The sequence below is a fragment of the Rhizobiaceae bacterium genome (assembly GCA_023953835.1).
Lineage (GTDB): Bacteria > Pseudomonadota > Alphaproteobacteria > Rhizobiales > Rhizobiaceae > Mesorhizobium_G.
This window is the reverse complement of sequence record JAMLJB010000002.1, coordinates 223633-240560: the sequence shown is the minus strand read 5'-3', so window position 1 is coordinate 240560 and position 16928 is coordinate 223633. Positions and strand designations below refer to the sequence as shown.

The following is a 16928-nucleotide window of genomic DNA, read 5'->3' as shown; positions in this document are numbered from 1 at the left end:
GTGAAAACCTTTTTTCGGGACAGTGGCCTCACGATTGCCCTGGCGGCACTGTTCCTCTTCAGCGCGCTGGGCATGATTTGGTCCGGTCATTCCGCCTACAATGAAGAGCTTCAGCATCACGGCTTACCGGCGATCGGCCTGCTGGCGTATCTGATCAGTGGCGATTTTCTTTCGGCGCTCTTCGAAAATTGGGAGAGCGAATTCCTGCAGATGTCGGCCTACGTCATGCTTACCGCGATGCTGTTCCAGCGCGGCTCGGCCGAATCTCGAGATCTTGACGACCCAGCCCGCCCCGACGATGAGTTGCCAGCTGCCACACGTAAGCGGAACCCGTTTCTGTCCTGGCTTTACTCCTACTCGCTGGGCATAGCGTTGGCCGTGTTATTCGTCATTTCCTTTGCCTTGCACTGGTGGGCGAGCTTGGCGGCGGCGAACGCGGAGGCGCTTCTGCACGGTGGAGAGGTTCAGTCGCTGGCGGGCTATCTTTTGGATGCCAACCTTTGGTTCGAATCATTCCAGAACTGGCAGTCGGAGTTCATGTCGACTGCGGTGCTGGTCGTTCTGTCGATTTTTCTACGGCACCAAGGCTCCCCGGAATCGAAGCCTGCTGGCGCGACAAACGCCGAAACGGGCGCATAAATGTCGCCTGGCCCGAACTCCACTAATCGTCCGAGACCAGAAGGTGGCGGAAATGGTCCCGAATGTGCTCATTGAAAAAGCGGCCTTTCACGAAGGCGCTTCGGAAGGCGGCGTAGACTTCCGCAGGAACACCCTCGTAGTCATAGCGTTTGCCGCTTGCAACGAACCAAACGGAAAGAACCTTGCTTTCTGAATCGTATTCGCTCTTGCGGATCGAGGTCGAAGGCATGGCGTCGCCCTAGACGAGCGCCATCGGCATGTAGCGGATGATGACCTTGTCTTGCCGGAACCGGCGTTCGAGCTCTGTGCGTCGGCGCCGCCAATCCTGCAGATCGATTTCTTCTGCCATCACTTCAAAGATAACGATGTCGTCATTGTCGGTTTGACCGCCTTCCCGCCAAAGACCTTCTGCCGGCGCTTGCAAAAAGGCGGTAACGCCCTCGAAATCAGCCACCAGTTCCTCCTTGACCCGATCGAAATCGTCCCGCGCGAAAGGTTGGCCGGCGTTGTCGGCTCGGGGGAGAAGGATCTGGATTAGGTTCATGCCGGATACTCGCTGACAGTGTCAACGATCGCAAAGCCTAAGGCGTTCCGTGGCTTCGAGCGTCCGCTGCGTCTGCCCGTAGTACCACTGAGCATCGAGGGCTTGCGTGCTTCCTACCGCATCAGGCCTGCGGCGCGCAGAGCGTCCTCAATAACCTTCTTTACCGCTCCACCCTGTGACAATTCACCGTCACTTCGCGCCGTTTCCGCGGTCTGGCCTTCGCCGGCTCCACGGAGGCTGTCCGAAGACGAGACGTCGATGGTTGGCAGAGCGGGCCTGGCCCTTACTGACCCTCTCGTCTCATCGGCATGGCCGAGCCCCCAAAACCGTGCCATCTCCCGCGTAGAAGAGATGCCGACATCGAGCATGTAAGGTCCAGCCGTGCCGAGGCCGTTGCCGACGGGCGTACCGTGACCCATCCCTGCAATCATATTGATCTCGATCTTCGCTTCGCCCGCTCCGTCAGCCCAGATGTGGCGGCTTCGCCCGCGCTCGCTCGTGGAATAGGTCGGCGCCTTGTCGAGTTTATGCACGGCGCGCCACTGCGCGGCGATGGACTCCGCGTTGGCGGAGGCCACAGTGTGGTCGCCGGAGCCCTGCCAGATCGAAATCCTGGGCCATTGCCCATTGTGCTTGGAAGCTTTTCGCACAAGCCGCTGCAGTTCTTGCTCGGAGGGACCGCCATGGCCGCGCATCCGATCGAAAGCTTCGGGAACGGTTGTCGCGCAACCGAAGGGCAGGCCGGCAATGATGCCGCCACCCGCAAACACGTCCGGATAGGTAGCAAGCATCGCCGCGGCCATGGCGCCGCCGGCCGAAAGGCCCGTGACGAAGACCCGCTTTCGATCTAGGCCGTGGGTGACAAGCATTGTTTCGATCATCTGCCGGATCGAAAGGACCTCGCCGCGATCGCGCGCAGTGTCTGCCGGCAGGAACCAGTTGAAGCAGAGGTTCGGATTGTTGGCGCGTTGCTGCTCGGGGTAGAGAAGCGCGAAACCGGCCTCGTCAGCGAGTTGGGACCATCCCGAGTGATGGTCGTAGCCGGCGGCACTTTGGGTGCAACCGTGGAGTACGACGACGAGCGGCGCGGCGTCCGAGAGATCAGCGGGCAGGTAGTATCGTGCCTGCAAGGCGCCGGGATTGGATCCGAAATTTCGGAGGCTTGAGAGGCGATCGGCGGGTGCGAAAGAGGTGGGATGTGTATTCTGTAGTCCGCGCAGTTTTGCTAGGCGCGCGATCGTATCCGAGACTTTTCGCAATGGAGCCGTCCTTGTTTTTTGACGCCCTTGATCGGACGGCCTGTGTGCAACGCACTCGCAGCAATATCGTTGCTGCACTGCACAACAACAAGGGAGACTGACCTGAATGGGAGAATGGCCGGCCCCTACGGGCCGGCCCGATCTGCAAGTCAGTGTCGATCGGTGAGGTAGAGCGTCTCTTCGTCGTCGCGCTGCCTGCCGCCTAGTGCCGCGGCGGCACTGGCGATGAAAGCCCCGACGATGAGAGAGAGCGCACCTAATAAGGCAAAGGTTGCGCCGGCTTTTCGCGCTGTGTCAGCAGCTTCCTGCGCGGCAACCTTTGCCTGCTCCACTTGCGCTAGGACCGCATCGACTCGTGCCGTCGCATCTGCCTCGGAAAGGCCTGTGCGTGCGGCAACGAGTTGCCCGAGGTAAGTTTTGTCATCAGCCGATACCTCGCCGGCAGCCGCACTTGCGACAAGAATGCGCGAGGCTTGGGCAGCAGCAGCTGCATCACCTTCGGCGCCTGGCGCCGCCAGCCGCGCGGGATCGCTTAGTCGGAACAACGCGTCCACAAAATAGGAGGTCGCATCGGTCCCGCCACCCTCTCCGGCATTCGCGGTCGCAGCTGCGGAGGCTCCCATCGCAGCTCCCGAGGCAACCGTCGAAGCAGCTTGCACGCCGGTGCCGATCGCCGAAGACAGCGCGGAGCCGAGCACGAAAACGACCAGCATTGTTGCGAGCGCCCACGCCATGAAGCCATGCGCGGTATCCCGGAAGAAGGTCTCGTCCGTGTGGATACCGACCCATCTCGTGCGAAGGCGTCCTGTAAGATAGCCGCCTAGCCCTGACGACAGCCACTGCACGATCACAAGCCAAATCGCGGTGGAGACCGCGAAGGTCGTCACGCTAGCGCTTTCGCCGGACCATGGTGAGACCATTGTCAGCCCGAGGCCGGACCCAAGCAGCATCAGGATAAAGGTGAGAGTCGCGGCAGCGAATGCACCGGCCACGATCGGGCCCCAATTGACTGCGGAAGTTGACGACTCCACCGGTGCGCGGACGTCGGTCGCCGTGAGGGTTGATGCCATGATTTCCTCCTATCGCATGAACAGCGCGAGGAGGATGATGATCGGTATTGGAACGCCGAGAAGCCAGAGCAGTATGCCGCGACCCATGATGGTCTCCTGTCAAAAATAGGAATGCAAATTGAAACAGCTATCCGATGTTGGCGGGTGGCTGTGTTTGATCAGGCGGCCTTTGCCATCTCGTTTGCGGATGCATCCGCCAAACCAGTCAGCGCCTCGTCCGTCATGGACTCCTCGCCGAGCGTCTGCTCCAGCAGCGCGGCGGCGTCGTTCATGCCGAGCACTTCCGCCCAGCGCTTCAACGTGCCGTAGCGTGTGATCTCGTAGTGCTCGACCGCCTGGGCGGCGGAAATCAGCCCGGCGTCGAGGGCAGGCGTGCCCTTGAACTCTTCGGCGATTTCGTCGCCCTCTTCGAGGATTCCTTCGATCGCCGGGCAGGTCTTGCCCTGGGGGCGCTTGCCCATCAGTTCAAACACCTGCTGCAGGCGCTCGACATGACCTTCGGTCTCGTCCTTATGCTTTTCGAAGGCCGCCTTGAGCTCCGGTGAGGAAGCGGCTCGCGCCATTTTGGGAAGAGCCTTGAGGATCTTCCTTTCCGCGTAATAAATGTCTTTCAATGTATCGTGGAAGAGATCTTCTAGCGTCTTTTCTTTTGCCATGGGAGTTTCCTTTGGTGCGCATGTTCGCTACGCTGCCATTCACGAGGTCGTGAAGCGCATGCCTAACAAGCGGGCAGCGGATCAAAAGTTCCATAAAAAGCGTAGCGGCCAGGCTGAGGGCAGCGTCGCCTAACTGCACGCCCCTAGCCCAAGGGGGACCGCTTCGTTTGATCTGACCGAGCAGGCTTGTGTCCCGGCGAATGTAGAATTTGGACAAACGGCAATATGGCGATCCAACCAGAATCAGCCGTACTGTCACTCAGCTATTTTTGTCCGGGACAAATTTATCCGAATTTCGAGGCCAGTATCCGTAATATGGCGCGAAAAACTGCCCCCGAGGGCGCTGACGGCTGCTCGGGTCAAGCGGCTGCCGAACCCTTCATGCCCCACGTCGGCTAGGGCCGGCGTAACGCCGACCTCGTACCAAACTATGCAAACATCGTTCGCCTTGAGAGAGCATTCGGCCCTTACTTGACCAGAGGATGTCGCCAGAGCGCCGTATTTGAGCGCGTTCGTTGCGAATTCGTGGAAAAGCAGGGCGATGTTGGTGACCGCCTTCTGTCCAAGTGGTACGTCAGCTCCGCTGACGACGATCCGGCTCTCGGATTTTTCGCCGTCCAGGTAGGGTTTCAACACCTCGAGGATGAGTGCGTGTAGCGTCACAATCCCATGGGGGTCGCGTTCGACCGCCGTCGACAATGTTAACGAATGCGCTCTGGCAAGTGCGTGGAATTTTTCCTGAAGCCTCGTCACCAGTTCCGGAACCGAACTGGCGTCACGCGCGGCTAGGTTGAGTAGGCCACCAGCCAACGCGAACAGGTTCTTGACGCGATGGTTCATCTCGCCGAGCAGCAAATCCTTTTGCTCTTCGGCACGCCGACGATCCGAAATGTCGCGTGCAATTTTCGAGGCGCCAACCACCTTTCCGTCGGCGCCCAGGATTGGGGAAACGGAAAGTGAGATATCCACAAAGGTCCCGTCCTTTCTCTGCCGAATTGTCTCGTAGTGCTCGATGCGCTCGCCACGTCGAATGCGGCCAAGAATCTCAGGCTCTTCGTCCTGCCGGTCGCACGGGATGAGAATGGTGACCGGCTTGCCAACGACCTCCTCTTCAACATAGCCGAAGAGACGCTGCGCCCCGCCGTTCCAGCTTGTGATTATGCCATTGATGTCCTTGGAAAGGATCGCGTCATCCGAGGATGCGACGATTGCGGCCAAGCGCTGGCTGGCGATCTCGGCCAATTTTCGTCCACTGATGTCAACCAGCATGTTCACAGCGCCGGTTAATGCGCCCGCTTCGTCAAACAATGGCGTGGGATAGGCGAGGAAGGGGACGCGCGTACCGTCGGGTCGCTCTGCCGCCGCTTCCTGACCATGGATTGCCCTTTTTTCCTTAAGAGCGATAGCCATCGGGCATTCATCATGTGGCAGCGGTCGGCCATCGGGCCAATAGAGCTTCCAAGAGCCGCAGTATTCGCTCCGGCCAACCTCGGGGCGTACACCCCACATCGCAACAGCGGCGGCGTTGTAGAACGTGATTTTCCCCGAAGCATCTGTCGTATAAATTGCGGCCGGCAAAGAGTGAAGGATCTGCTCGAACCATCTCCTGTCGCGCGCTGTCCCCGCCTGCCCTTTGGACGCATCGTCGCTCGAGATGCCCGCTACCTCTACCATGCTAGACTGTCGTCTTTTACGCTCACTAGGGTTGGCCGCTCTAGCAGCCCGTCACTAGTCCAGGCCACAACGACACTGGACGAGGAATGGATTGATAGTCGAGATTATCCCGGAGATCTTCCCGCTAACGGACAGTCCACCGGGCAATGCTTTAAGCCAGCGCATCGCCACGCACCGCGTGCAGGCGCCCCGCGTGGCATCTATAATGGTGGCGGCAGGCATTGGCATGGTCGCCTCTCGGAACTTTTGTCATCCGGGCGCCGCGGCCGCTCGGTTTGCGCGCCCCGACGAAAGCGGCGCAGCATACCCTATTACAATAAGGGTAGCGTGAATAGATCGGTTTGAGCGTGGCGAACAAGGGTAAGCACCAGAGATACATCTTCGCTTGCTCAACTTCAGGTCGGCATTTGTCGTTAGCCATGTGTAAACTGAAATAGCTCAGCGGCCGAGAACCAGTGCCAATTTTTGCTGAAGCTCCGCTTGTGAGAAGGGCTTGTTCAACACTTGGTTGTCAACAAACTCGGCAGGAAGGCTGGTCGAGGCGTAGCCCGTGCTGAACAAGACCGGAATGTTCCGCTTCGCAAGGATCGCGGCTGCCGGAAAGACGAATTCACCCGCCAGGTTAACATCAAGCATCCCAATATCGACGTTCACCCGCCATGCGGCCTCACATGCCGCGCCGAGATTGCCCACAGAAGCGACGATCTAACATCCACGCCGAAGGCCGAAGCCAAGGCAATTCCTGTCGTGATGACGGCCGGCTCCCGATCGATGAACCGCGCCATCTCGCCGGACACCTCGTTCGCATAGACGTGCACGTCAGCGCCGGCGGCAACGAGGAGCTCCGCTTTCCACGCGGCGGCCTCGGTGCCGCCCGCAACAATCGCGCGTTTGCCCGCAAGATCCATGAAGACCGGCAGGACGCTCAGCGGCTGGATGCGCGGGGGAGTTGCCTCACTCGGCTGCCTGGATACGACCTGCATCGATGATTGTCCTGATCTCGGAGCGGCAGGAGCCGCAATTGGTGCCGGCGCCGAGCCGTACGCCGACGTCCTGGACGGTTGCGCATCCCTCGGCCACGGCCGCGACGATCTGATTCACGCCTATGTTGAAGCAGGAACAGACCGTGCGTCCGACCGAAGGCAGGGCCACCGGCGAGCGGCCGGAAAGCAGCGCCAGCCGATCCTCCCGTGTGAGCGGCTGGCCAGCTCCAAGCAGCAACACCAGCCAGTCAAGCCGTGGAAGCTGGTCGGACGGCGCGACGAACAGCGCCTCGGCCAGTGCGCCGACGGCGTCGAGCGCGGCGGCGCGATAGGTCAACCCACGCCGGTCCCGGTATTCGAGTAGCCAGTCTCTCTCATGACCGGCCAGCAGCGCGCGGGTGAGCAGGATGCCTTGATCCGGCGTCTCGGTGCCGCAGAGATCGTAGACCCAGCCGCCGTCGACGGCGCGGCGGCTCCAGTGCACGAAGCCCGTCGGACGCAGGTCGCGGCCGGAAATCAGCACGCCGGCCCAGGCCACCGCCTCCTTTGCGATTTTGACGGGCACATGTTTCAGCTCAGGCTGGCCCGAGAGGGGATCGGTCGCCGGCGTGGCAAGTGCGCCGGCGCCGGCTGCAGCTGCGAAGCGCCCGGTCCAGTGCATTGGAATGAAGGCGTGGCCCGGCCGCTGGCCATCGCTGACTTTCGCCTTGGCGCGCGCAAAACCGTAGGGGCTGGTGACCCGCAGGAGGTCGCCGTCGTTGACGCCGGCCGCCACGGCATCGAGGGGGCTGATCTCGACGACCGGCTCGGGCGCGTTGGCCATCAAACGAGGCACCAGGCCGGTGCGGGTCATAGTGTGCCACTGGTCGCGCAGGCGGCCGCTGTTGAGTGCGATCGGGAACGCCGCCTCGACCGGCCTTGCTACCGCTTCATGCCGCACGGCGACGAAGCGAGCACGTCCGTCTGGCGTCGGGAACCGGCCATCGCCGAACAGCCTGCTGCGATCGTCGCTCCCGAACACCGCCGGCCAGCGACGCGGTTGCATGTCCATATAGGCCACATCCGTCATGCCGGCGAAGCTGCCGATGTCGAAGACCCGCCGGCCGGCATTCTCGAAGGCCGAAAGCCCTGCATGCTCGCGGAAGATCGCGGAGGGGCTGTCGAAGTCGAAAGCGCCGTCGAAACCCATGCGCTGGGCAATTTCGCAGACGATGCGCCAGTCGGGCCGCGCTTCGCCCGGCAATGGCAGGAACGGTCGCTGGCGCGAGATGCCGCGTTCGGAGTTGGTGACGGTGCCGCCTTTCTCACCCCAGCCGGCCGCGGGCAGCAGCACGTCGGCATAGCGTGTGGTGTCCGTGTGGGTGATGTCGCTGACCACGACAAAGTCGCAGGACTTCAGCGCCGTGCGGACGCGGCCCGCGTCGGGCATCGAGACAGCCGGATTGGTGCCCATCACCCAGAGTGCCTTGATGCGGCCGTCGCCGACGGCGCGGAACAGATCGACGGCCTTGAGGCCCGGCTTTCGGGCGATGTTCGGCGCGCGCCAGAAACGGGCGATACGGTCGATGTCGGCGGGGTCTTCGAAGCCCATATGCGCGGCGAGCTGGTTGGCGAGCCCGCCGACTTCTCGGCCGCCCATAGCGTTCGGCTGACCAGTCACCGAGAACGGTCCTACGCCGGGCCGTCCGATCCGGCCGGTGGCGAGATGACAGTTGATGATGGCGTTGACTTTGTCGGTGCCGTGCGCCGACTGGTTGACACCCTGGCTGTAGACGGTGACCGTGCGCGGTGTCGACCCGAACAGCTCGTAGAAGAGCCTAACATCCGCCGGGCTCAGTCCGCAGCCTTTCGCTACCTTGTCCGGTGACGGCGCATCGGCCAGGGCTACCGAAAGCGCCTCGGTGAAGCCGGCTGTGTTTGCGGCGACGTAGTTCCGGTCGACAGCGCCGACGCGGTCGAGTTGCGCAAACAGCCCGTTGAACAGAAGCACGTCGCTGCCGGGATCGAGCGCCAGATGCAGATCGCATTCGTCGGCCGTGGCGGTGCGGCGCGGGTCGATGACGACAATCTTCGTGCCGCGCTTCATGCGCGCGGCCAGCAGCCGTTGATAGAGGATCGGATGGCACCAGGCCGTGTTCGATCCGGTCAGCACAACAAGGTCGGCTTCCTCGAAATCCTCATAGATGCCCGGTACGACATCTTCGCCGAATGCCCGCCTATGGCCGGCGACCGACGATGCCATGCACAGCCGCGAATTCGTGTCGATGTTGCCGGAGCCGATAAAACCCTTCATCAGCTTGTTGGCGACGTAATAGTCCTCGGTGAGGAGTTGACCGGACACGTAGAAGGCGACGGAATCCGGTCCGTGCTCGGCGATCGTTTCGGTGAACCGTTTTGCGACGAGAGCGAGTGCATTGTCCCAGGAGGCTCGCTTGCCGTCGATCTCGGGATGCAGCATCCGGCTGCCGAGGCCGGTCGTCTCGCCGAGCGCGCTGCCTTTGGAACAAAGCTTGCCGAAATTCGCCGGATGATCCGGGTCACCGCGGACGGAGACGGCTCCGTCCGCAGCGACGTCGGCCCGCACGCCGCAACCCACCCCACAATAGGGGCAGGTCGTCCTCACGACGGCTTGCGGGGGGCCTCCAAGCTCGTTCATTCAGCGGCTATCAGTTGTTCGTCAAGCGCCATCTTGATGACGCCGTCCTCCAGCCTGAGAGGGATGGTCTTGACCGTGCCTTCGTCGGCACCAAGCGCCTGGCCGGTCTCCAGCGAGATCACCCAGTTGTGCAGCGGGCAGGTCACCGACGCGCCGTGGACGATGCCCTGGCTCAGCGGCCCGCCTTTGTGCGGACAATGATCCTCGATGGCGAACACCCGGTCATCGGCGGTGCGGAACACGCCGATGCGGCCTTGCGGTGTCGTCACGCAACGGGCGCCGCGGCGGGGGATGTCGTCGATATGTCCGATCCGGAGCCAGTCCATGGTCTACTCCGCCGCGTGCTGGAAGGGTACCGCCGCCATCGGGCGGAACTCGTGTTTGTCCTTTCCGGAGACCCGCTCCGACCAGGGATCCACCTGCGCGAATTTCTGGCTGAAGACGAAGCGGTCGTAGAACGCGCGGCGCTTGTCATAGTCCTCCATGATCTGCCGTCTGATCTCCTCGATGCCAATGCGTTTGGACCATTTGTAGATGCGCTCCAGATAGCGGGCCTGTTCGCGATACATCTGGACAAGCGCGACGATCACCTCGAGCGCCTCGTCCTCTGTGCGGACCTGGCCGAGCACCTCCGTGCCCTTGATGTCGAGGCCGGCCGCGCCGGCGAAATGAATCTCGTAGCCGGAATCGACACAGACGACGCCGACATCCTTGCAGGTCGCCTCGGCGCAATTGCGGGGGCAGCCGGACACCGCCATCTTGACCTTGGCCGGAGTCCACGAGCCCCACATGAACTTTTCGATGCGAATGCCAAGGCCGGTCGAATCCTGCGTGCCGAAGCGGCACCAGTCGGTGCCGACGCAGGTCTTCACGGTTCGGAGCCCCTTGGCATAGGCGTGGCCGGAGACGAAGCCTGCCGCGCCGAGATCGGCCCACACCGCCGGCAGGTCCTCCTTGCGGATGCCAAGCATGTCGATGCGCTGGCCGCCGGTGACTTTCACTGTCGGTATGGTGAACTTGTCCACCACGTCGGCGATGGCCCGCAATTCCTTCGACGAGGTGACGCCGCCCCACATGCGCGGCACCACCGAATAGGTGCCGTCCTTCTGGATGTTCGCGTGCACACGCTCGTTGATGAAACGCGACTGATAGTCGTCGGCGTATTCGTCCGGCCAGTCGCAGACGAGGTAATAGTTGAGGGCGGGGCGGCACTTGGCGCAGCCGCAGGACGTCTTCCATTCCAGCTCCTGCATCACGGCTGGGATGGTCTTCAGCCCTTTCGCCTTGATGAGCCGACGCACCTCGTCATGACCGAGTGTAGTGCAGGTGCACATCGGCTGGATTGCCGCCGGGTTGTAGGTATCGCCCAGGGTCAGCACCATCAGCTTCTCGACCAGCGGCGTGCAGGTGCCGCAGGAGGCCGAGGCCTTGGTGTGAGCGCGAACATCGTCCAGGTTGGTCAGGCCCTTCGAGGTGATCGCGCTGGTGATCTTGCCCTTGCAGACGCCGTTGCAGCCGCAGATCTCGGCATCATCCGAGAGGGCTGCAACGGCCGCCAGAGGGTCCGCGGAGGCGCCCCCCTGGAACGCCTGCCCGAAGATCAGCGTGTCGCGCATCTCCGATATGTCGGCCTGCTTCTTCTGCAGGTCGGCGAACCAGGAGCCGTCGGCCGTCTCGCCGAACAGCACCGTGCCGATCACCTTGTTGTCGCGCAGGATGACGCGCTTGTAGATGCCTGCGGAGGCGTCGCGCAGGATGATCTCCTCCCGGTCGTCGCCGTCGGCGAAGTCGCCGACCGAGTAGAGGTCGATGCCGGTGACCTTGAGCTTGGTCGGCGTGTCGGAATGGGCGAATCGCTCCTCCGTGCCGCCGGCCAGGCTGGCGGCGGCGACGCGCGCCATCTGGTAGAGGGGGGCGACCAGGCCGTAGACATGGCCGCCGACCTCGGCGCATTCGCCGATCGAGAGGATGTCCGGATCGGAGGTCGCCATGCGGGCATCGGTGACGATGCCGCGATTGACCTCCAGTCCGGCCTCCTTGGCGAGCGACACGTTCGGGCGGATCCCGACCGCCATCACGACCAGGCTTGCCGGGATGAACGTGCCGTCGGAGAGCTCGACGCCTTCGACCTTGCCGTCGCCGACGATGGCCTTGGTGTTGGCCTTGGTCAGCACCCCGATGCCGCGGGCCTCGATCGCCCTCTGCAGCAGGTAGCCGGCGGCGGGATCGAGCTGGCGCTCCATCAAGGTCGGCATGACGTGGATCAGCGTCACCTCCATACCGCGCGCCTTGAGGCCGGCCGCAGCTTCCAGGCCGAGCAGCCCGCCGCCGATGACGACGGCCTTCGCCCGCGACTGGGCGGCGAGCAGCATGGCGTTGACGTCATCCAGATCGCGATAGGTGATGACGCCGGGCAGGTCCTTGCCCGGCACCGGGATGATGAACGGCACCGATCCGGTGGCGATCACCAGCCGATCGTAGCTCTCGGTGACGTCCGTGTCCGATGTCACGGTCTTCTCCGCGCGGTCGATCGCGACGATCCTGTGGCCCTTGTAGAGCGTGACGCCGTTCTGGATGTACCAGCCGTCGCCGTGGATGACGATGTCGTCGTAGCTCTTCTCGCCGGAGAGCACCGGCGACAGCATGATGCGGTCGTAGTTGACCCGCGGCTCGGCGTTGAAGATCGTGACCTGGTAGCGGCCGGGCGCGACCTCGAACAGGTGCTCCAGCATCCTGCCCGGAGCCATGCCGTTGCCGATGATGACAAGCTTTTCGGTCATCGCCGTCACTCCGCCGCTTCCACGAAGCGATGCCGCTCGTAGAGAAATTTCAGCACCGCCTCGCGGCATTTGAGGTAGGTCCGGTCGGACGCAAGCGCGATGCGGTTGCGCGGGCGCTCCAGCGGAACGTCGAGTACCTCGCCGATCGTCGCGGCGGGGCCGTTGGTCATCATCACGATCCGGTCGGAAAGGAGCACGGCCTCGTCGACGTCGTGGGTGATCATGATGATCGTGTTGCCGAGCCGGGCATGGATCTCCATCATCTGGTCTTGGAGATGCGCGCGGGTCAGGGCGTCGAGCGCGCCGAACGGCTCGTCCAGAAGCAGGATCTTCGGCTCCATGGCGAGCGCGCGCGCAATGCCGACGCGCTGCTTCATGCCGCCGGAGATCTCCGCCGGACGCTTGTCGACGGCATGCGCCATCTGCACGAGCGTCAGGTTCTCCATGATCCAGTCGTGGCGCTCGGCCTTGGTCTTGCTGCGCCCGAAGACCTTGGCCACGGCGAGGTTGACGTTCTCGTAGACGGTGAGCCAGGGGAGAAGGGAATGATTCTGGAAGACGACGGCGCGATCCGGGCCGGGCTCGTCGACCTGACGGTTTTCCAGAAGCACGGCGCCAAGCGAAACCCTGGTCAGCCCGGCGACCAGGTTGAGCAGCGTGGACTTGCCGCAGCCGGAATGACCGATGATGGAGACGAATTCGCCCTTGTCGATGGTCAGGCGGATGTCGCGCAGCACCTCGGTCGTGGCGGAGCCTCGGGTGAAGCTTTTGCCGATGTGGTCGAGCTTGAGATAGGCGGTCATGGCTTGGCTCCTCAGCTCGACGCGGTGCCGCGGGTGATGACGGCGCCCACAAAGGAGACCAGCTTGTCGAGCATGAAGCCGACCAGACCGATATAGACGAGCGCCACGATGATGTCGGTGAGGCGTGACGAGTTCCACGCGTCCCAGATGAAGAAGCCGATGCCCACGCCGCCGGTCAGCATCTCCGCCGCCACGATGGCGAGCCATGACAGGCCGACGCCTATCCTCAAGCCCGAGAAGATGTAGGGCGCGGCCGCCGGCACCATGATCTTGAAGAAGAACTCGACATGATTGAGCCGTAGCACCTGCGCCACGTTGCGGTAGTCCTGCGGGATGTTGCGGATACCCACGGCCGTGTTGATGATCACCGGCCAGATCGAGGTAATGAAAATCACGAAGATCGCTGAGGGCCGTGAATCGAGGAAGGCGGCGAGCGACAGCGGCAGCCAGGCAAGCGGCGGCACGGTGCGCAGCACCTGGAAGATCGGGTCGAGCCCGCGCATCGCCCACACCGACTGGCCGACCAGGGCACCGAGCAGTACGCCGACAACGGCGGCGAGACCGAAGCCATAGGCAACCCGCTCGAGCGAGACCATTACGCGCCAACCGAGCCCGATGTCCTGCGAACCGTATTCAAAGAACGGATTGACGATCAGTTCCCTGCTCTGCGCCCAGACCTCGGAGGGAGGCGGCAGCGATGAGCCGGGATCGGAAAAGGCGAGTTGCCACAGGCCGAGCAGGATCGCGAGCACAACGAGCGGCGGCAGGATAGATTGCGCGACCCTGATTGTCAGGCCACGGATGTCGAAGCGTCTGGGTTCGACACCAAGCGGCACGACCGAGGCCGAACGTTTCTTGAAAGGGCCGGCGACGATGACGTCGCTCTCGGCGGCGGGCAGTGACATGGGGCTTACCTTTGTCCGAGTCGGAAGCGAAGGCCGGCGCAGAATGCACCGGCCGGTGGCGGCGCCGTCAGACCATCGCCTTGATAGCGAGGCTATCGAGATAGGCGGACGGATTGGCTGGATCGAACACCTTGCCGTCAAAGAATGTCTCGACGCCGCGGCTGTCGCCCGAGGGCAGGTCGGTGAGGCCGAGGCCCTTCGCCGCTTCAAGCCAGAGGTCGGAGCGGTTGGTCGCGTCCACCATCTTCCTGACGTCAGTTGTGCCGGGGAATTTGCCCCAGCGGATGTTCTCGGTCATGAACCAGGTGTCGAGGCTCTTCCAGGGATAGGAGCTTTCGCCCTTCTCTCCCCAGAACTTCATCAGGAGGTTCGTGCCCTCCGCAGTGCGGCCGTTGCCGTAATTGATGTCGCCCTTGATGCGGCCTATGATGTCGGTAACCGGCACGTTGTACCACTGGCGCTTGCCGACGATCTCGGCCATCTCCTGCTTGTTCTCTTGCCTCTCGCACCATTGTTGGGCTTCCATCACTGCCATCATGATCGCCAGCGTCGCCTTGGGGTTCCTGTCGACGAAGTCCGCTCGCATGCCGAGCACCTTCTCGGGGTGGCGGAACCAGAGCTCGCCGGTGGTAAGGGCGGTGAAGCCGATCTTCTGGTGCACGAGCTGCTCGTTCCACGGCTCACCGACGCAGAACGTGTCCATGTTGCCGACCTTCATGTTCGCCACCATCTGCGGTGGCGGCACGACGATCAGATCCACATCCCTGTCAGGATCGACGCCACCCGCAGCGAGCCAATAACGCATCCAAAGGTCGTGCGTGCCACCCGGGAAGGTCATGGCGGCAGTGGCCTTCTTTCCAGCCGCCTTCTTTTTCTCGAATGCCTCCCTCAGCGCGCCGGCATCCTTCTGCACGCCGGTCTCGGCATATTCCTGGGCGACGGAAATGCCCTGGCAATCCTCGTTCAGGTTGAGCAGTGTATACATCGGCAGCGGCTGCTTGTTCTGCATGACCGCGCCTGACGAATAGAGATGCACCTTGGGACGCAGAATGTGGCCGCCGTCGATGCCGCCATTGGATGTACCGAGCGCCATGTTGTCGCGCGTTGCGCCCCATGATGCCTGCTTCAGCACCTCCATGTCCGGCAGGCCGTATTTGTCGAAGATACCCTTCTCCTTGGCGACGATGAGCGGGGCTGAATCGGTGAGTGCGATGAAACCGAGCTTGGTGCCGGTTACCTCCGGCCCGGACGTGGCGGCATGGGCGCCGTGCGGCAGCAGCTGGCGGCTCGCGACGAGCAGGGCGGTCGTCGCGGCGACGTCTTTCAGAAACCGGCGGCGGCTCGGCGCGAAGGCCTTCTTCGATGTCTGGCTTGCGGTCATTTCGATCTCCGGGCTTGACGGCTGGGAGGTCCGTCGGTTGCAGAAAACAAAAAAGCCGCCGGCCAGAACCGCGTCCCGTCTATGCGGGCACGCGACGTCCTGATCGGCAGCTTTGCCTTGGGGCGCCCGTCCTTGGACGCCGATTTCGTGGCCTTTCGGCCTCGCAATTGGCGAAGCAGGAAACGTGCCAGTTCCAACCGGAATGGATTTATGACAGGAAATCAGCAGGTTGAGCGCCGACAAACCTTGACGCCTTTGTCGGGCTGACTATCTGATCGGCTACAGGTTATGCTGCGTTGCACAATTAGTGTGCATCATGAATTCGGCTTGGGTGCCGTCAATCGGTCGTTTGCGGGCTTGACGCCTGCGCTTCGATATACGCATCCAGCATGTCCGGATCGAAGATGCGGCCGTCGAAGAAGCCGTCCGGACCGAGAATCAGACTGGCTCCGGCGGAGCCGACGGGCGTCGCGGAAGTCAGCGCTCCCTCGACCTTTGCGTTGGCGCCGGGCAGGGCGACGCCCAGCGGCTTCAGCGCGGCACGGTAGAGGTCGGGACGGTAGCAATCGCGCGCGATCGACGCATTGGCCCGCGTGTGCCTGACATCGCCCCAGCGCACCATCTGCGTGTAGAACCAAAGCGAATGACTCTTCCACGGGAAGTTCGCCGCCTTGTCGAAGGGCAGGAAGAAATCGTCCACGCGCCGAAGCACGCCGTCGCCCACGTCTAGCCGGCCCGTTAGCGCCCGCATCTGGATCTCGGCCGGTTGTCCGAGGAAGGCAGGCTGCGCCATCAGCGCCGTCAGGTCATTGTGATTTGCTGGGTCCTGGCACCAGCGTGCCGCGTGGTGAAGCGCCCGCAGCACCGATGACAGGAGTTCCGGCGCGTCCCGAGCCCATGACTTGCGCACGCCGAGCACCTTTTCGGGACTGGCGCGCCAGATCGCCGCCTTTACGGTGGCTATGTGGCCCTTGCCCGCTACGACCGAAACGCTGTTCCAGGGCTCCCCCACGCAGTAGCCGTCGATGTGTCGTGCCGCCAACGCATCGGCCATGAAGGGCGGCGGGACGATGACAATCTCGACCTCGCGCGACGGATCGATGCCGCAACCGGCGAGCCAATAGCGGAGTTCGTAATTGTGCCCCGAGTGCGGGTGGGTGACGGCGAAGCGCAGCGGAGCCTCGCCATTGGCGGCGCGGGCACGGATCAGGCCACGAAGGGCCGTTCCGTTTCGGGTCGGGTCGAGATCCGACTGCGCACCGTGCACGATCATGCCGTCCCAGACGGCGTTCGAGACCGTTACGCAATTGCCGCCGAGGCCCAGCGAGAAGGGCACGATCGTGTCGGAGGCGAGCGGGGTAAGGCCGAGATTGCAGGCGAGCGGCATCGGTCCCAGCATGTGCGCGACGTCGAAATGGCCGATCGCGATCCGATCACGTATGTTGGCCCAGGAGGTCTCGCGCGAGAGTTTCAGCTCGATGCCTTCCCGCGACGCGAAGCCGATCTCGCGAGCTGTCACCAGCACCGCGCTGTCGAAAAGGGGCATGAAGCCCGCCCTGATCTCATGTTCCGCCATCC

General features: G+C 62.9%; 15 protein-coding genes and 1 pseudogene. 1 reads left to right on the top strand and 15 read right to left on the bottom strand.

Annotated elements, in window-relative coordinates; all coding sequences use genetic code 11:
* Window positions 1–639, top strand: coding sequence for a hypothetical protein (locus M9924_19005; protein MCO5066478.1), 639 nt, complete (start codon window positions 1–3; stop codon window positions 637–639).
* A 22-nt stretch (window positions 640–661) separates the two neighbouring features.
* Here M9924_19005 and M9924_19000 read toward each other — a convergent pair whose 3' ends face one another.
* From M9924_19000 to M9924_18930, 15 genes and pseudogenes are all read right to left on the bottom strand, one after another.
* The gene (locus M9924_19000) at window positions 662–868 is read right to left on the bottom strand and encodes a KTSC domain-containing protein (protein MCO5066477.1); all 207 of its coding nucleotides are present in this window, start codon (window positions 866–868) and stop codon (window positions 662–664) included.
* A gap of 9 nt (window positions 869–877) precedes the next feature.
* A complete protein-coding gene (locus M9924_18995; protein MCO5066476.1) occupies window positions 878–1183 on the bottom strand; it encodes a hypothetical protein in 306 nt (101 codons plus the stop codon).
* Window positions 1184–1296: 113 nt separating this feature from the next.
* Window positions 1297–2442: a PHB depolymerase family esterase gene (locus tag M9924_18990; GenBank protein MCO5066475.1), complete on the bottom strand. Its 1146-nt coding sequence runs from the start codon at window positions 2440–2442 to the stop codon at window positions 1297–1299.
* 149 nt (window positions 2443–2591) lie between these two features.
* Window positions 2592–3512: a hypothetical protein gene (locus M9924_18985; GenBank protein MCO5066474.1), complete on the bottom strand. Its 921-nt coding sequence runs from the start codon at window positions 3510–3512 to the stop codon at window positions 2592–2594.
* Between the two features lie 158 nt (window positions 3513–3670).
* Entirely contained in the window at window positions 3671–4168 is a 498-nt protein-coding gene (locus tag M9924_18980) for a ferritin-like domain-containing protein (GenBank protein ID MCO5066473.1), read from the bottom strand.
* Window positions 4169–4423: 255 nt separating this feature from the next.
* Complete coding sequence (locus M9924_18975) at window positions 4424–5842, bottom strand: PAS domain S-box protein (GenBank protein ID MCO5066472.1); 1419 nt, start codon at window positions 5840–5842, stop codon at window positions 4424–4426.
* 438 nt (window positions 5843–6280) lie between these two features.
* Complete coding sequence (locus M9924_18970; GenBank protein MCO5066471.1) at window positions 6281–6496, bottom strand: hypothetical protein; 216 nt, start codon at window positions 6494–6496, stop codon at window positions 6281–6283.
* A gap of 137 nt (window positions 6497–6633) precedes the next feature.
* A pseudogene (locus M9924_18965) lies at window positions 6634–6825 on the bottom strand (uroporphyrinogen-III C-methyltransferase).
* Window positions 6797–9481, bottom strand: coding sequence for a molybdopterin-dependent oxidoreductase (locus M9924_18960; GenBank protein ID MCO5066470.1), 2685 nt, complete (start codon window positions 9479–9481; stop codon window positions 6797–6799). The pseudogene M9924_18965 and the gene M9924_18960 overlap by 29 nt, the downstream one beginning before the upstream one ends.
* On the bottom strand, window positions 9478–9807 hold the full coding sequence (gene nirD, locus M9924_18955; GenBank protein ID MCO5066469.1) for a nitrite reductase small subunit NirD: 330 nt from the start codon (window positions 9805–9807) through the stop codon (window positions 9478–9480). Before nirD ends, M9924_18960 begins: the two co-directional genes overlap by 4 nt.
* A 3-nt stretch (window positions 9808–9810) precedes the next feature.
* Window positions 9811–12261 (bottom strand): nitrite reductase large subunit NirB, encoded by a 2451-nt coding sequence (gene nirB, locus M9924_18950; protein MCO5066468.1) that lies wholly within the window; start codon window positions 12259–12261, stop codon window positions 9811–9813.
* A gap of 5 nt (window positions 12262–12266) precedes the next feature.
* Complete coding sequence (locus M9924_18945; GenBank protein ID MCO5066467.1) at window positions 12267–13064, bottom strand: ABC transporter ATP-binding protein; 798 nt, start codon at window positions 13062–13064, stop codon at window positions 12267–12269.
* Window positions 13065–13075: 11 nt separating this feature from the next.
* Entirely contained in the window at window positions 13076–13969 is an 894-nt protein-coding gene (ntrB, locus tag M9924_18940; GenBank protein MCO5066466.1) for a nitrate ABC transporter permease, read from the bottom strand.
* Between the two features lie 67 nt (window positions 13970–14036).
* Complete coding sequence (locus M9924_18935) at window positions 14037–15350, bottom strand: ABC transporter substrate-binding protein (GenBank protein ID MCO5066465.1); 1314 nt, start codon at window positions 15348–15350, stop codon at window positions 14037–14039.
* A gap of 337 nt (window positions 15351–15687) precedes the next feature.
* The gene (locus M9924_18930; protein ID MCO5066464.1) at window positions 15688–16926 is read right to left on the bottom strand and encodes an ABC transporter substrate-binding protein; all 1239 of its coding nucleotides are present in this window, start codon (window positions 16924–16926) and stop codon (window positions 15688–15690) included.
* Between the last annotated feature and the right edge of the window lie 2 nt (window positions 16927–16928).

Bases quoted from the DNA above. Each gene is read 5' to 3' on its own strand.
- ntrB (MCO5066466.1), bottom strand. From the start codon at position 13,969: ATGTCACTGCCCGCCGCCGAGAGCGACGTCATCGTCGCCGGCCCTTTC.
- M9924_18960 (MCO5066470.1), bottom strand. From the start codon at position 9,481: ATGAACGAGCTTGGAGGCCCCCCGCAAGCCGTCGTGAGGACGACCTGC.
- M9924_18975 (MCO5066472.1), bottom strand. From the start codon at position 5,842: ATGGTAGAGGTAGCGGGCATCTCGAGCGACGATGCGTCCAAAGGGCAG.
- M9924_19000 (MCO5066477.1), bottom strand. From the start codon at position 868: ATGCCTTCGACCTCGATCCGCAAGAGCGAATACGATTCAGAAAGCAAG.
- M9924_18930 (MCO5066464.1), bottom strand. From the start codon at position 16,926: ATGGCGGAACATGAGATCAGGGCGGGCTTCATGCCCCTTTTCGACAGC.
- nirD (MCO5066469.1), bottom strand. From the start codon at position 9,807: ATGGACTGGCTCCGGATCGGACATATCGACGACATCCCCCGCCGCGGC.
- M9924_18980 (MCO5066473.1), bottom strand. From the start codon at position 4,168: ATGGCAAAAGAAAAGACGCTAGAAGATCTCTTCCACGATACATTGAAA.
- M9924_18995 (MCO5066476.1), bottom strand. From the start codon at position 1,183: ATGAACCTAATCCAGATCCTTCTCCCCCGAGCCGACAACGCCGGCCAA.
- M9924_18935 (MCO5066465.1), bottom strand. From the start codon at position 15,350: ATGACCGCAAGCCAGACATCGAAGAAGGCCTTCGCGCCGAGCCGCCGC.
- M9924_18945 (MCO5066467.1), bottom strand. From the start codon at position 13,064: ATGACCGCCTATCTCAAGCTCGACCACATCGGCAAAAGCTTCACCCGA.
- nirB (MCO5066468.1), bottom strand. From the start codon at position 12,261: ATGACCGAAAAGCTTGTCATCATCGGCAACGGCATGGCTCCGGGCAGG.
- M9924_18985 (MCO5066474.1), bottom strand. From the start codon at position 3,512: ATGGCATCAACCCTCACGGCGACCGACGTCCGCGCACCGGTGGAGTCG.